Below are 14,354 nucleotides of genomic sequence, written 5' to 3'. Positions count from 1 at the left end.
AGAAGAAGCCAACTTGAGTTGGCTTCTTTTTAAACGTCTTAAGAGTTTAAAAATTTTACCTAGTTAGTTGTAGTCCAAAGCCTTCAGGAGCCGCAAGCGCTCTTCTTAATGCTCTATGAGTTGAGTAATTGGTACGTTTTTTTCATTTTGTGGTTGTTCTAATGGGAAAATCCTAGCGGTCTCAGCATCGTCATCAACATGTTGAATGTAGATAGGTGTCCCGTTGTATGTAACATTGACCATCTCCGGTAATGTAGCAATCTCTTTAGCTCTTTGGATATTCATTTAATCCCCCTCCTTTTGTAACTTATTTTCGGTTTTATTTTTTAAAATATACATATCATTTTTAGTTATAACTGGTCTATTAATTTGACAAGCCTCTATTTCAATTTTAAAAGATAGTAAAAAGACGCCCTTCATCCTTGAAGCGTCTTTACTGTGTTTATCATACTACGGTTATTTTTTGAAAAATAAGAAAGCAATAGCTACAATAATAATTAATGCCCCAGTGACGAAAGTAGGAAGGGTATTTGGTTTTTCGGAAGGATTAGAGTGTTCTCCAGGTTCCTCTTGGTTTACATCTTCATGTTGATTCAGATTGTTCTCGTTAGATGTATGATTGGAATTGCTACCTTCTTTTCCGTATAGCCCGAGTTGACTGGACCTAGCTTCTTCCATTGCCTCATGAATTCTATCTTCATATTTATAGTTGCCATAATCATAAAATTTTTTCACAAGGCCGATTTTTGTAATTTCTTCTTGATGAAGTTGATTGTCGACCCATACCCATGCCAATAATCTGTCATATTTATCGAATAATTCAAGTCCATCAGTTTCAAGTACAATTTTTCCTTTTTGTAAAAAAGCACAAGTGAATTCACTTGCTTCCTTCCCGAAAGGTTCGACTTTATTTGTACTTTCAGGCGTATCAATGTAAAGAAACCTTGTTTTGTAAGTAGTTCCGTTAATAATAAATTGTGCAGTATCGCCATCAGTGCATTGTTTCAATATGGCATTATACTTTGCGCCAAGTAGTAAATCAGAGGAAGTGACCACGGGTGATGAATCAATACTAAGTTCTTCATTACCATTATGATCTACATCACTATTAAAGGAATATCCTTCTAACTCAACCTTACTTTCATCTAGACTAGTTTTGCAATGTTCGTTCCCATTATATTGTTGTATTAGTTGTACGAGTTCGCTTTTATTTTGTGCGGATTGGGCTAAAGATGTGGGTTCATGTAATAGATAGACACAATCTGCATTGCGAAAATGGCCACCTAACTCATCTCTTGAACCGTTATGTGCCTCAGTTAATTCGGGGATAAAAAGAAGGACAAACCCTATACATATTAGAAATCTAAATTTATTAATCTCAAAATTCCCCCTTATACAATATGGCAATAGTAATAATACCATATAATTCACTTTAGTTGGATAGATAGGAAAAAAGTTTGTTAAATATATACAGCTATACTACTATAAAGATAGGAGGTGAGAAGATACGAAAATGCCTAAAGTCTTCCTGTATTCATTTTTTATTTTAGTCATAAAAAATGAACTGAATTGAGGGATCTTGAAATGATTTATAAGTTAGAGTTAAAAGATTACAAAAAAATAAACAAACTAGTATCGCCTTTTCGTTTTAATCCTATTATTCAAGGAGTTATTGAGGGGAATCAACGTGGTGAGATTTATACAGATTATTTAGAATCACCAAACACTGCTCTGGTTTGGGCGAAAAATGAGATGTATTATTTAATTGGTGATTCAAGTAATCTAATCTTTAATGAAGAAATTTTGTCATATTTAAAATCTACTATTTTTCCTGAAGCAATAAACATCGGTGAGGATACGTTAAATTTAGAAACCTATCCACATGAATCATGGAAAAAAGTAATAGAATCACAATTTGATATGTTAAAAACTGGGGAGCGAATTCCTTTTGAATTCCAAAAAGAACTCTTTTTGCAATCCTCATTTGGTAAACGTAAGTTATCAAAAGAGTATGAGATAAAGAGAATTAATAAGCAATTAATAGAGAGTGATGATCGTCATACCGTATTAAATGAAATCCTAAAGTTTTGGAAAAGTATTGATTTATTCCTAGAACATGGGATTGGTTATTGCGCAACTTATAAAGAAAAAGTAATCGGTACATGTATTTCCGTTTTTGTAAGTCAGGATATTTACGAAATTGGAATTAACACATATGATAAATCACATCGTGGAAAAGGAATTGCTACCAAAAATGGCGAGTGACTTCATTATTGAATGTTTAGCTAAAAATGGGACACCGCGTTGGACGACTGAATATTTTCGAAAAGATTCAATTAGTATTGCTAATAAACTTGGTTTTAAGCAACTCCCAAATTATGATGTTTATTACCTTGAGTTTCAACAATTTTTAAAAAATTTGAAATTATATCTAATGTATCAAAAAGCGTGGATTCGTATAAATAATCACGCTTTTTCTTTTGTGTTTTTTAGGGACTTATCATAAAATCAGTTTAAGTCGAAGCTAGATCAGTTGTTCTATATTGAGCATGTTTGAATGTGCTCTTAAACGGGTTATAAGTCACCTCTTGAGGAGTGCAAAAGCTTTAAAAAAGTTGTATGGTAATAATAGTTTGATTTAAAAGTTATCTTTGTATTGGAGTGAATTGCATGGCGAAAATTTTTATATCTGGAAAAATACCTGATATTGGTTATGAGTTATTGAAAAATCATGAAATAGAAATATACGAAAATGATGATGTAATTAGTGAGGATGAGTTAATGAGGAGAGTAGTTGATAAGGATGCACTTTTAAGTCCCTTATCATCTCCCGTAACGAAGAAAGTTATTGACAACGCTAATCATTTAAAAATCATCGCAAACTTTGGTGCAGGATTTGATAATGTTGATATTTCAACTGCCCGGGAAAGAAATATTATCGTGACAAATACACCTGCAGTTTCAACGGATGCTACTGCAGAACTTACAATGGGTATTATTTTAGCTGTTTCTCGTCGAATTGTTGAGGGAGATGAATTATGTCGGACAACCGGTTTTAACGGGTGGGCACCTCTATTTTTCTTAGGGAGAGAATTAACAAATAAAACACTCGGTATTATTGGCCTTGGAAAAATCGGTCAGGGTGTTGCAAAACGAGCGCGTGCTTTTGGAATGAACATTATTTATACAGGACCTAACCGAAAAGATTCTTCTATTGAATCTGAGTATGAAACTACATATGTTTCACTGGAAGAACTTTTAAAACAGTCAGATTATGTTAGTATTCATTCCCCATATCGTACAGAAACACATCATTTAATAAAGGAAAAAGAACTGAATACAATGAAAAATGAAGCCTACTTAATTAATGCTTCCCGTGGCCCTATTGTAAAGGAAGACGATTTAGTACAAGCACTTAGAGAGAAAGTAATCGCTGGAGCTGCATTAGACGTTTTTGAGTTTGAACCAAGAATTACCGAGGAGCTAAAAAGCATGAGTCAGGTTGTGTTGACACCGCATATTGGAAATGCAACTGTTGAAACGAGAAACATGATGGCAAAGCTTGCAGCACAGAATATAATCAACGTGCTAAAAGGAGAAAAAGCAATAACTCCAGTTAATTAGTAGTACCGAATAAAGTCCCCTAGCATAAACTGTTTCCTATAATGATAATTAGAGAGAAGTGGGGATACAGATGTTAGATAAAACTGTTATGATAGGGGTAATTGGAGCAACTGAAAAGAAACATATACATACCGACTATTTTTGTCAGATAGAGGGAGTATCTATTTCCGCTAAGACAAGTTCATCACTTATTGATCATCATGAAACTATTCCAAAGGTCTATTCGTCGGTAAAAGATCTATTAGATGATCCTGAGATTGACGCAGTTATTCTTACTGTTCCAAATAAGTGGCATAAATCACTTGCCATTCAGGCATTACATTCCGGGAAACATGTCATTCTTGACCAACCCTTAGGAATAGACAGCACTTCCGCTAAAGAAATATATAAGGCTCATGAGAAAACAGGTAAAATGGTCTTTGTTTTTAGACCAATGCGCTGGAAATGGCAAATACAACAGTTAAAGAAATATATTGAATCTGGTGAGTTTGGCCATATTTATCATGTGAAGACGGGGATGTTCAAGAGAAATGGTATACCAAACTGGGGAAGTTGGAAAACGCGCTTAAGTGAATCAGGTGGGGGATCTTTAATGGATATAGGAGGGGAACTTCTAGATCTTTGTTTGTATCTACTAGAAGACTGCAATCCTTGTTCAGTGTTTGGATCAACTTATGGCGAACTAGGTAGGCAAAAAATAGGAATAGACCCAAATAGCCGTCCGAATGGCCAAGGTTATTTTGATGTTGATGATTTAGCTACAGCACTTATAAAACTTGATAATGGATCATCCATTTCATTGGATGTAACCTGGTCTGCCCATATTGAACCCACTATAAGGCCTTTCCTCTCTATATTAGGTACAGAAGGTGGAGCTTATGTTCATGAAGATGGAATAAAGCTTTTTACGGAAAAATTTAATGAACCAATAGATATTGAAATCAAGTCTCCAAGTGAAGAGTCTGATGAATGTTTGTTAGAGAGTCGGCATATTATTGAATGTATTCAAACTGGGAATATAGCTAAATCTTCGCTCGTGAGTAGTGTGACATCTTGTTTAATTATTGACGCAATTTACAAATCTTCTAGTCATGGTAGAGAAGTAGTGCTTAATTGTAGTCTTTAGAGTGTAATTGTTGACCCCTTGTATTTTAGTTTATTCGTTGTAACCTCATGAGCAGCTAATATGAATAAAAATTGTCCCAATATAATAGAATGTGATAGCCTAATTTTTTTCAATCTCGCTAAAAAAGTAATCTTTGTCGTTAGGATTAGTAACTTAACATATCGATCCTAGGATATGAATTTCTTTTGATGCGAGGGGGAGTCAATGACTTTTAAGATAAATCTCATTTGTCTATATACAATTTTCAGATTATTGAATACAAGTCAAGAATTTGATTCACATTCCAATCATAAACTAACGAATGAACAGTTAGAAAAGGTAAAGCATGAAGAAAGAGAGATTGAGGTCTCACATAAGGAGTTGAATAACCAGGCTTTGATTAATGCGCCAATCATTACCCAATTTCCTGAATTAGCTCGAGGTTGTGAAGTAACAAGCCTAGCCATGCTTTTGCAATTTGCAGGGGTAGAGGTGGACAAAATGACACTAGCTGAAGAAATTCCAAAGGTGCCGTTCTTGAACAACGGAATATATGGAAACCCTAATGAAGGATTTGTTGGTAATATATATACATTTAATGAACCGGGATATGCAGTGTATCACCAACCGATCGAAGAACTGGCAAAATCGTATTTACCAGACCAAATTATAAATATTAGCGGAAGTGAATTTGATGTTGTTAAAGAATATTTATTATCAGGAAATCCAGTTTGGGTAATTGTGACAAGTACCTTTAATAAACTACCTAAAGAAGCTTGGCAAACTTGGGAAACAGAATCAGGAGAAATCAATATTACCATGAAAGAGCATTCCGTATTGTTAACTGGATTCGATCAAGAATATATTTATTTTAATGATCCTTTTAAGACAGAAAAGAATTCTAAAGTTGAAATTGGTAAGTTTTTAGCAGGTTGGAAACAATTAGGGCAGCAAGCAATTACCTTAAAGATTAGCGATAACTTACTGGATATTGAAAAGTGATCATAAAAGCCTTAAAAAGATCTAATCCACTGGGTTAGGTTTTTTTGTGTTCTGTTTTAAAAGTTTAAACGTGCCAATGAGTATTTGCATCATCGAGGATGAAAATGTTTTTGTGCCTTCAGTGTGGAGGGAGAGCAACTAGACAACTACTGATCTTTCGGTCTCAGATATCTTTCATTCCCTTTGTTGAGCTTTTGGCATGAGAAAGGGAACAAAACAATGCTTTTCATTCCCTTTGTTGAGCTCTTGGCATGAGAAAGGGAACAAAACAATGCTTTTCATTCCCTTTGTTGAGCTTTTGGCATGAGAAAGGGAACGAAACAATGCTTTTCATTCCCTTTGTTGAGCTTTGGCATGAGAAAGGGAACAAAACAATGCTTTTCATTCCCTTTGTTGAGCTTTTGGCATGAGAAAGGGAACGAAACAATGCTTTTCATTCCCTTTGTTGAGCTTTTGGCATGAGAAAGGGAATGAAACAACGCTCTTCATTCCCTTTGTTGAGCCTTGGCATGAGAAAGAGAATAAAACAACTCTTTTCATTCCCATTGTTGAGCTTTGGCATGAGAAAGAGAATAAAACAACGCTTTTCATTGCTTTTGTTTGGCTTTAGGCATTAGTAAGGGAATTGGGACTCTCCGACCTATGTATTTTCAGGGTAGACTTTTATGCGAATGAATATTTGCACCATGAAGGATGAAAATGTTCTGCTCCCATGAGTGGATCGCAGCTCATGGAACTCCACAACCAAAGGTATTTTCAGGGTAGACATCCATGCTAAATAAGTATTTCGCACCATGGGGTATGAAAAAGTGTTTCCTCCTCAGTGTGGAATGAGCGGAGAGCCACTTGACTCCTGCGGGATCCAGTGGTCTCGTGAGACCCCGCAGAAGCCCGCCCCTGGCGACGAGGAGGCTCACGGACCACCCCGCGGAAAGCAAGTGGATCGCAGCTCATGGAACTCCACAACCAAAGTTATTTTCAGGGTAGACATCCATGCTAATTAAAATTAGCACCCTGGAGTATGAAAAATTATACTTAGCTTAGTGTCTAGCTTCAGGCGCTATCGGCTCTCAGGTCTAAGTCAATCCGGCAAGAAGGTTAAAAAGCAACCTTCTAGCCGGCTCGTCTTATGCCTGTCGCCGATGAACGAGCGCCTTCCGCTTTTCTTTTTTAAGGGTAGACTTCTATTCTAAATAAGTACTCGCACCATGGTGAATGAATAGCAATGAGAATTCGAAGCAAGTAATAAATTTTATGAATAGTTTAAAATTACAAGCTACATAGTAACTATAGGCATTCACTTTTACGAATGCCAATCTCATTGAATTAATAGGAGGCTTGTATGGCACAAAAAAATAACAAACAGTACATGATGCCTGATGCTTTAAAAGGAGAGAAAAGCTACAAATATCGAGTTGGCTATGAGGCGACAACAGGTAATGAAACATCACCGAATCATAAGGATGCAGGAAAAACAACGAAGACTAGTGACTAAAACAGTTAATCAAAAGGAGAAACCATGAAGAAAACTTCTAACAATAAAAAAAGTCTCCACCCAGTTATGGCCAATAACCCTACACCTAAACTTGAAGACAGTATGCCCAATAAAGAAAAAGGAATTGAAACTTTATATTTAAAAGATGATTTCCGGTCTTAAAGAGGAGTTAACAATAGCGCCGCCTGATATTCTTGGGGCGCTATTGTTTGTTGATTCCACCATATTAACTAGGGTGCAACTAATTCTACCTTAATTCGATCAGGGTCCTCAAAATACACTGCATAATGTAAAGGTCCACCTGCAAAAGGCTGTTTTTCCTTATATAAGATGTTTATTCCTTTTGCATCTAAAAAATCTGAAATCGAGTCGACTTGTTCTTTAGATTTTGCATGAAAGGCAAGATGATTTAGACCGACTCGACATCTGTGATAAGAAACATCAGTGTACCTTTCTTCAACTTGTACAAAGACAATATAAGTGTTTTCGTATTTAAAGCTGATCCCACTTTCCCATTGTTGGTACTTTTGATACCCTAACTCATTTAAAAACCATTCCCAAAATTTTTTGCTCTCATTTAAGTTTGAGACATAAAGTTCAATATGATGTAAAATTGTTCTTCACCCATTTCGACTAACTATAGAAACTTAAAAGAAATAGAGTCTTTTTTCTTAAGTCGACTCTAGTCTTTTTGTTAAGTATACTATATTATAAAGAGTATTTTTAAGGAAGTGACAGATTGAATAAAAGACTAGAAGCGGTAATATTTGATATGGATGGAGTCATTGTTGATACAGATGAGCTTTATTTTATTGTTAACAAAGCAATTGCGGATATGTTGTCTATTCCTTTTACATATGAGGATAATGAAAAAATAAAAGGGATACGGCGTATGGAAATCATAGAAATGATGGTAGAAAGAAGTGGAAAGGATTATTCAACTTCAGCGAAACAAGAGTTAGCTAGATTAAAAAACGAACACTATCTTTCCTTAATAGAAAATATGGATCAATCGCATGTTTTTCCAGGAATGATTAACTTTATAGAGGAATTAAAGTGTAATGGATTAAAAGTTGGTCTTGCATCGTCGAGTTCTAATCAAAAGAAGATTATTGAGAAGCTTGGGTTAACTCCTTTCTTTGATGTAATGATTGATCCTTACTTGTTAAAAAGAGGAAAACCAGATCCGGAAATATTTTTAACAGCTGCTGACCGTCTTGGAGTCAGCTATGAAAATTGTGTAGCAATAGAGGATGGAGAAGCAGGTATGAGGGCAATATTAGCGACCGAGATGTTTTCAATTGGTGTCGGAAATGGGAACGAATGGGTCAAACAAGCGAATTGGCATGTTACACATACAACTGAGTTGACTCTTTCTAATTTGATTGAACGTTTTCACTAGGAAGTAATTAACATCGATATAAAGACAAAAAATTTTGAAAAACACCTTTCTTTTTCATATAATTAGCTTTAACCATTAACATCGGTGAGGGAAGGTAGTGTTATCATGATTTTTCAATTGGACAGTGTTTATTTGCGGAAAGATGGAATTGCCATTTTAAAAGAGATTAATTGGAAAGTGAATAAGGGTGAGCATTGGACATTATTTGGATTGAATGGGGCGGGCAAGACGGCTCTGTTAAATCTCCTCAACGCTTATGAGTTCCCAACGAAAGGAAAAATGGTTGTTCTTGAGAAGGTGTTTGGAAAAAGCCCACTCGGAGAAGAGCTTCGAACAAACATAGGCCTTATTTCTTCCTCCCTTCAACAAAAACTATATCCGGAAGATAGTGCTTATGAAATTGTGTTAAGTGGCGGATTTGCTTCTATAGGTTTATATCAGACTCCAACAGACAAGATGAGAGAAAAAGCGATCTCTTTACTTAAAGAATTGGGCTGCATCGAATATGCTGACCGAAATTACCAGACCTTATCACAAGGAGAGAAGCAAAGAGTATTAATAGCAAGGGCTTTAATGGCAGAGCCTCAGCTGCTCATTTTGGATGAACCAACTAACGGTCTTGACTTTATTGCTAGAGAGAAACTTTTAGAAGCGATTGAAGGGATAGCAAGAAAAGAAAATTCTCCTACGATGATTTATGTAACACATCATGTAGAAGAAATTCTACCACTATTCTCTAAAACTCTATTATTGAAGCAGGGGGAAGTTTTTGCTTCAGGTGAGACTGAGGATATGATTTCAAGTGACAAATTAACTGAATTTTTCGAGCTACCAGTTGATGTGGTTTGGAAAAATAATAGACCACTATTATCAAGAAAATTGGTGAATTCTACGACATAGTTTCCTAGATATTAAAACTATTTAAAGTGTGGGAAATTCACTTAAGCTTGCGAATAAGTAGGAGAGATGCAATTGTTAGTATCATTAAATAAATTTCTTGAAAAACATATGCCATTGATTACGCCTATTGGTGTGATCATAGGTGTTTTATTTGCTGGTAACTTAGAAGGATTTGCATTTCTGATACCATGGATATTCGCGTTCATTACTTTTTCTGGAAGTCTAAGTTCAAACTTTTCATCCCTCCAACGAGTTGTGGCACATCCATTTCCTTTATTAATTGCGATGTTTATATTACACATTATCATGCCATTATGGGCTTGGAGCATTGGCTTTATTACCTTTCATGGTGATATATACACTATGACTGGACTCATTTTAGGAATGATTATTCCTACAGGTATTACAAGCTTTTTATGGGTTACTATTTATAGAGGTAACATCGCTCTCACACTATCAATCATTTTAATTGATACATTATTATCACCATTCATTGTTCCGCTCACTTTATCTTTGTTTGTCGGAGAGAGGGTAGAGATGGATATTATACATATAATGAAGGGTTTGCTTGGTATGGTTGTAGTCCCATCTTTAATTGGAATGTTGTTAAATCAGTTAACTAAAGGAAAAGTAAGAGATGTATGGAGTCCAAGATTGTCTCCATTTTCAAAGCTATGCTTAGGAATTGTTGTGATGATCAATGGGGCAGTAGTTGCTCCTTATTTAAGGAACATAGATGTGAAGTTGGTAGGAATTGCGGTAACTGTTTTTATCATTGCATTCACAGGGTATTTATTTTCCTTTCTTCTAAGTACCTTACTTAAGAGAGATAAAGAAACTGTTATAGCTTTAACTTTTTCAGGAGGTATGAGGAATATTAGTGCAGGTGCTGTATTAGCCGTTTCCTATTTTCCTGCAGCCGTTGCTGTTCCTGTCGTGATTGGAATGTTATTTCAACAAATATTAGCTTCTTTATTTGGGGTAGTTATTGATCGCTATTTTCAATATAAGGAAGTGAAGAAGGCCAAAGTGGCATAACTTTACTCTATAGTGTTTTATAAAATGCATATTCAAAAAAACTTTGTATTATTTTATTGGAAAAAACCCAGACAGTTCCGTTAATAGGTAGAAACAATACAATCAGCAAATTAGTTGACCAATTAGCATAGCTATTTGGTCTCTTGATAGTCTTGATTTAATGGGATTTAACCACACTTTTTAGCTTGACAATTTATCAGCATATAACAATTATTCAGTGTCCGGTTGTTTTGCAAAATGGCCTGATAAAATATATGTAAAGCATAGTAGGTTTTATTATTAATCGAGTGACTAAAGATACTTAAAATAAGGGGATAATTCCCTTTAAACTGCAGAATATGGCTTGGTTAGGGGTAATTAAGGGGAAATTTTCCCTTTAAGCAAAGCACAATCTCCCTATTTTCATGTTTTTAAAGTAAATAGCGGGAAATTTTACCTCTATTTTAGCTATTATCAGTCCCATTTCCTAAATAAGGGAAATTCCTCCCCTTAATTATCCGTCAGCCCTGCTGATTCCTTCATCTGGGTCCGAGCTTTTTACTATTTCAGGTGCTAATAGGATTGTAAAATCATATGCTTATACCTGTGCATTTTCCTTTGTTAAATTCCATCTTATCCCCCGCAAAAGAACCAGTTACCAATTGGGTGTTTTTTACTCTTTAATTAAATGCTCATAACTATTTTGATGAATTTTGTCCAACTCTTCAATTTGATATATGAAAAATTCATGATCTGAATTGTTCTGTAACCGATTAACTTTAATATAAGTTTCCTTAGCCGCTTGTGCTCGTTCTTTTGATGTGAAAATACCAATCAAATTTGAACTCTCTCCACATTCCGTACATCCAATATCAATAACCACAAAGTACATCCGTTTCACACTTCCTATAGTCTGATTTTAAAATTTCCGTTATCTATAAAAAATGTAGCATTCCTTATTAAAAAATGCCACTAATTGTGATATAGCTGCTTTATTTTAGATTTTTTCACACTCTTTAATTCTTTGAATAGCCTATTACAAGACAGGAGAGTGAGAGTTAAATGTACATGCTTTTTGATGTTAACCGTGTGGGGAATAACCTTAAAGTGATTAAGAAAACATCCGATCAGCTTTATAATGTATCTTTTTATATTGACCACTATTATTTGGGAAACCTTTCTTATTTAGAAGGATTAACCCTTAAATTACCTTACTATAAAGCAAGGAACTTATATATTAAAGCAGATGTTCTTTCAAATGGATATTTTTATAGCATGTCTGAGCAACATGATATTCTTCAGATAAAAAACCTAAGGGAACAGGATTTATTAGATGTAGATTATATGGCTGGTGATATCCTTGTTGCCTGTGACAATGTAAGTGGATTACCATTTGGGTATATGGGGCATGCAGCAATTGTTGTTGACTCCAAGCATATAGTAGAGGCACTTCCAAGTAGGCCTATTGTCAGAAAAACCCCGATATCTAGTTTTACAGAAAATCATCCAAATCACGCTGTGATACGGCCACGTTCAAGTGAGTTGGGAGAAAAGGCATCAGAATATGCGTTAGATTATTTGGAACAATTTCAGAATGGTGAGAAGACGCCTGAATTTAATTTTACGTTAAAAGAGTCGTTAACTGAGGGGGAGTTTATCTATTGTTCGAAGTTTGTGTGGATGAGTTATTTTCACGGAGCCGGATATGAAATACCAAATGATCACCTTTGGTTTGCTCCAGAAGATCTTTATACTAAAACAAAGGAGAACGATAATTTTGAAGTTGTGGCCATTCATCCAGAATTTGAATTTAAAGTGGATTTATAACTAATTATAGAAGGTTGATCAAATGGTAATAACTAACCATACTTTGGTCAACCTTTGTTCATATAAATTATAAAGAAAATTAAAGGGAAATCCAGGAAACAAGTCGAAATATAAAAATTAGTATACGTGGATAAAGACAAGAGAGGAATAGATATGAAAAGAAATATAGACTTAGAAAAACTTGAGAAAAGAGTAGACGATTTAAGAAAAGAAGCTCATGAGATAAAGGTATTAATTTTAGAGATTAAGCGGGAGGAAGGAATACATAAAAACGATGATAAAGTACTTCGTCATATTGAGGTGGAAACTAAAAACGAGGGAAATTTACCACAAAAGAAACAGCAGAATAAGCGAATAGAAAATAATGAACCAGTTGATTGGGAAAGACAGATTGGACAAGTATGGTTACCGAGAATATTCATATTTGTTTTGTTACTAGGTATAGTTTGGGCATTTAAAGCGGCATCAGATTATGGATTACTCAATAATCCTATAAAGGTGCTGTTAGGTTACATCGCAGCAAGCTTCCTAATTTATATTGGCCATAAGCAAATATCAGAAAATAGAGCTGCTTTAGGACAAGTGTTGCTTGGTGGGAGTATCGTATTATTATTTATTGTGACGTTTGCTGCACATGTTTTGTACCTACTGTTTCCGATGTTTTTAGCTCTTTGTGCAAATATCATATGGTTGATATTAGGCCTTTATTTAGGACAAAGGCATAACTCCCAACCGCTAGTAATTATTACGGCAATTGGAGGATATTTAATCCCTTTCTTATTAGAAAGTGCGTCACCTAATATTCCGAATTTTATTATCTTTGAAACTATTTTATACTTATCTTTATTGGTCTTTGCCATTAATAAGAAATATGCCATTTTATATCATATTGCTTTTTTCTTTTTACACTTAACATTACTTTTTGGAGCCTTATTAATTTCGAATGGAAATACAGAATTATTTGCTATTTCAATCCTTATTCAACATGCATTTTTGCTGATTGTTTTCTTTATGTATAGTCTATTTATAAAGCAACAAATTGGGATTATGTTTACAAGCTTCCTATTAACATTAGCATGGACTAAAGCAACATATTCTGATCCTCAATTTGAATGGGTTGTTCTAATATTTGTCTTGGTTTATTCAGTATTATCAATTGTCTTTTGGAAAAGTGAAGTTAGACGATCAACTTCACTATCTATTACGACCATTGCTTTAGCTACTTTATTAATTCATCGTTTTGACATTGAAAATATTTTAGGGGTTCTCCTTGTTCAAGGTTTGTTGTCCATTTACTTGGGAATTCTGGCAAAATCTCTAATGAAGCAAGTCATCGGAGCTATTATTTACGTATACAGTGGTTTAGCCATTTTTTCAACGATGTTTACAGATATATTTTCGATCGAATTTATAAATTGGATTTTACTGTTACTTTCAATTTATGTAATTACTTACTTCGTGCCATATTTCAGTTGGATTAAAAAGAAAGATTGGAAGACTGTCTATAGAATATTGCAAATTACTTCAATGGTACTTTTGTTATTTTTTATTACCCTGGTAATTAATGCATTAACAAAAAATCAGTCGGTAAACATTCAACTAATGTCTGTATCTTTTGCTTGGGGCATATATGCGTTTGGCTCCATCGTTTTTGGATTTATCAGAGAGCATAAACCTCTTAGAGTATTTGGTTTGATTTTATTATTTATTACTTTAGGTAAGCTCTTATTTGTAGATTTATATTTCCTATCTTTGTTTATTCGATCAATCTTATTTATAGGACTTGGAAGTATTGGTATTCTAGGTTCAAGAATTTTTTATCAAAACAAAAAATAATGATCTTTCTGTTTGAAAAAAGTCTGACATAATTAGATATAACTTAATTTCCCTAAAATGCCACAATGTGAGCGGTACCCGATTAAGTGGTTTTAATAAAAAGGCTGTGACCATGTGTAAGGAATACACTTGGAAACAGCCTTTTT

At 34.5% G+C, this 14,354-nt stretch carries 15 protein-coding genes; 11 read left to right on the top strand and 4 right to left on the bottom strand.

The annotated features are described in order from the left end of the window. Window positions 1-105 precede the first annotated feature (105 nt). The gene (locus tag BK579_RS17335; protein WP_078547607.1) at window positions 106-285 is read right to left on the bottom strand and encodes a small acid-soluble spore protein H; all 180 of its coding nucleotides are present in this window, start codon (window positions 283-285) and stop codon (window positions 106-108) included. Between the two features lie 171 nt (window positions 286-456). Further along, window positions 457-1,422 carry a thermonuclease family protein gene (locus BK579_RS17330; RefSeq protein ID WP_078547605.1) on the bottom strand — a complete coding sequence of 322 codons (966 nt, stop codon included), beginning with the start codon at window positions 1,420-1,422 and terminating at the stop codon, window positions 457-459. Window positions 1,423-1,584: 162 nt separating this feature from the next. On the opposite strand from BK579_RS17330, the gene BK579_RS17325 reads away from it, so the two are divergent. From BK579_RS17325 to BK579_RS25705, 6 genes are all read left to right on the top strand, one after another. Further along, on the top strand, window positions 1,585-2,265 hold the full coding sequence (locus tag BK579_RS17325; protein WP_078547603.1) for a GNAT family N-acetyltransferase: 681 nt from the start codon (window positions 1,585-1,587) through the stop codon (window positions 2,263-2,265). Continuing rightward, window positions 2,216-2,506: a GNAT family N-acetyltransferase gene (locus tag BK579_RS27100; protein WP_078547601.1), complete on the top strand. Its 291-nt coding sequence runs from the start codon at window positions 2,216-2,218 to the stop codon at window positions 2,504-2,506. Before BK579_RS17325 ends, BK579_RS27100 begins: the two co-directional genes overlap by 50 nt. A 164-nt stretch (window positions 2,507-2,670) precedes the next feature. Then, entirely contained in the window at window positions 2,671-3,624 is a 954-nt protein-coding gene (locus BK579_RS17315) for a 2-hydroxyacid dehydrogenase family protein (RefSeq protein ID WP_078547599.1), read from the top strand. A 70-nt stretch (window positions 3,625-3,694) separates the two neighbouring features. Beyond that, window positions 3,695-4,750, top strand: a complete 1,056-nt coding sequence (locus tag BK579_RS17310; RefSeq protein WP_078547597.1) for a Gfo/Idh/MocA family protein — start codon at window positions 3,695-3,697, stop codon at window positions 4,748-4,750. 204 nt (window positions 4,751-4,954) lie between these two features. After that, window positions 4,955-5,731, top strand: a complete 777-nt coding sequence (locus tag BK579_RS17305) for a C39 family peptidase (RefSeq protein ID WP_078547595.1) — start codon at window positions 4,955-4,957, stop codon at window positions 5,729-5,731. Between the two features lie 1,342 nt (window positions 5,732-7,073). Beyond that, on the top strand, window positions 7,074-7,226 hold the full coding sequence (locus tag BK579_RS25705; RefSeq protein WP_169891171.1) for a hypothetical protein: 153 nt from the start codon (window positions 7,074-7,076) through the stop codon (window positions 7,224-7,226). Between the two features lie 230 nt (window positions 7,227-7,456). Here BK579_RS25705 and BK579_RS17290 read toward each other — a convergent pair whose 3' ends face one another. Beyond that, a complete protein-coding gene (locus BK579_RS17290) occupies window positions 7,457-7,840 on the bottom strand; it encodes a VOC family protein (RefSeq protein WP_078550655.1) in 384 nt (127 codons plus the stop codon). Between the two features lie 125 nt (window positions 7,841-7,965). Here BK579_RS17290 and pgmB point away from each other — a divergent pair, with 125 nt between their 5' ends. The 3 genes from pgmB (at window position 7,966) to BK579_RS17275 (ending at window position 10,566) form a co-directional block, all read left to right on the top strand. After that, window positions 7,966-8,628, top strand: coding sequence for a beta-phosphoglucomutase (gene pgmB, locus BK579_RS17285; RefSeq protein ID WP_078547590.1), 663 nt, complete (start codon window positions 7,966-7,968; stop codon window positions 8,626-8,628). 105 nt (window positions 8,629-8,733) lie between these two features. Next, on the top strand, window positions 8,734-9,528 hold the full coding sequence (locus BK579_RS17280; RefSeq protein WP_078547588.1) for an ABC transporter ATP-binding protein: 795 nt from the start codon (window positions 8,734-8,736) through the stop codon (window positions 9,526-9,528). A 66-nt stretch (window positions 9,529-9,594) separates the two neighbouring features. Further along, window positions 9,595-10,566 (top strand): bile acid:sodium symporter family protein, encoded by a 972-nt coding sequence (locus BK579_RS17275; protein ID WP_235848453.1) that lies wholly within the window; start codon window positions 9,595-9,597, stop codon window positions 10,564-10,566. 652 nt (window positions 10,567-11,218) lie between these two features. On the opposite strand, the gene BK579_RS17270 is transcribed toward BK579_RS17275, so the two are convergent. After that, window positions 11,219-11,437: a DUF7336 domain-containing protein gene (locus BK579_RS17270; protein ID WP_078547585.1), complete on the bottom strand. Its 219-nt coding sequence runs from the start codon at window positions 11,435-11,437 to the stop codon at window positions 11,219-11,221. Window positions 11,438-11,607: 170 nt separating this feature from the next. Between BK579_RS17270 and BK579_RS17265 the strand changes: the two genes are divergently transcribed. Together BK579_RS17265 and BK579_RS17260 are read left to right on the top strand one after the other, a co-directional pair. After that, on the top strand, window positions 11,608-12,372 hold the full coding sequence (locus BK579_RS17265; protein ID WP_078547583.1) for a C40 family peptidase: 765 nt from the start codon (window positions 11,608-11,610) through the stop codon (window positions 12,370-12,372). A gap of 153 nt (window positions 12,373-12,525) precedes the next feature. Then, window positions 12,526-14,208 carry a DUF2339 domain-containing protein gene (locus BK579_RS17260; protein ID WP_078547581.1) on the top strand — a complete coding sequence of 561 codons (1,683 nt, stop codon included), beginning with the start codon at window positions 12,526-12,528 and terminating at the stop codon, window positions 14,206-14,208. Window positions 14,209-14,354 lie beyond the last annotated feature (146 nt).

Source organism: Litchfieldia alkalitelluris, from assembly GCF_002019645.1.
Classification (GTDB): domain Bacteria; phylum Bacillota; class Bacilli; order Bacillales; family Bacillaceae_L; genus Litchfieldia; species Litchfieldia alkalitelluris.
This window is presented reverse-complemented; position numbering and strand designations above follow the sequence as displayed.

Bases quoted from the DNA above. Each gene is read 5' to 3' on its own strand.
- BK579_RS17315 (WP_078547599.1), top strand. From the start codon at position 2,671: ATGGCGAAAATTTTTATATCTGGAAAAATACCTGATATTGGTTATGAG.
- BK579_RS17270 (WP_078547585.1), bottom strand. From the start codon at position 11,437: ATGTACTTTGTGGTTATTGATATTGGATGTACGGAATGTGGAGAGAGT.
- BK579_RS17335 (WP_078547607.1), bottom strand. From the start codon at position 285: ATGAATATCCAAAGAGCTAAAGAGATTGCTACATTACCGGAGATGGTC.
- BK579_RS17280 (WP_078547588.1), top strand. From the start codon at position 8,734: ATGATTTTTCAATTGGACAGTGTTTATTTGCGGAAAGATGGAATTGCC.
- BK579_RS27100 (WP_078547601.1), top strand. From the start codon at position 2,216: ATGATAAATCACATCGTGGAAAAGGAATTGCTACCAAAAATGGCGAGT.
- BK579_RS17310 (WP_078547597.1), top strand. From the start codon at position 3,695: ATGTTAGATAAAACTGTTATGATAGGGGTAATTGGAGCAACTGAAAAG.
- BK579_RS17305 (WP_078547595.1), top strand. From the start codon at position 4,955: ATGACTTTTAAGATAAATCTCATTTGTCTATATACAATTTTCAGATTA.
- BK579_RS17265 (WP_078547583.1), top strand. From the start codon at position 11,608: ATGTACATGCTTTTTGATGTTAACCGTGTGGGGAATAACCTTAAAGTG.
- BK579_RS25705 (WP_169891171.1), top strand. From the start codon at position 7,074: ATGGCACAAAAAAATAACAAACAGTACATGATGCCTGATGCTTTAAAA.
- BK579_RS17275 (WP_235848453.1), top strand. From the start codon at position 9,595: ATGCAATTGTTAGTATCATTAAATAAATTTCTTGAAAAACATATGCCA.
- BK579_RS17330 (WP_078547605.1), bottom strand. From the start codon at position 1,422: ATGGTATTATTACTATTGCCATATTGTATAAGGGGGAATTTTGAGATT.
- BK579_RS17325 (WP_078547603.1), top strand. From the start codon at position 1,585: ATGATTTATAAGTTAGAGTTAAAAGATTACAAAAAAATAAACAAACTA.
- BK579_RS17260 (WP_078547581.1), top strand. From the start codon at position 12,526: ATGAAAAGAAATATAGACTTAGAAAAACTTGAGAAAAGAGTAGACGAT.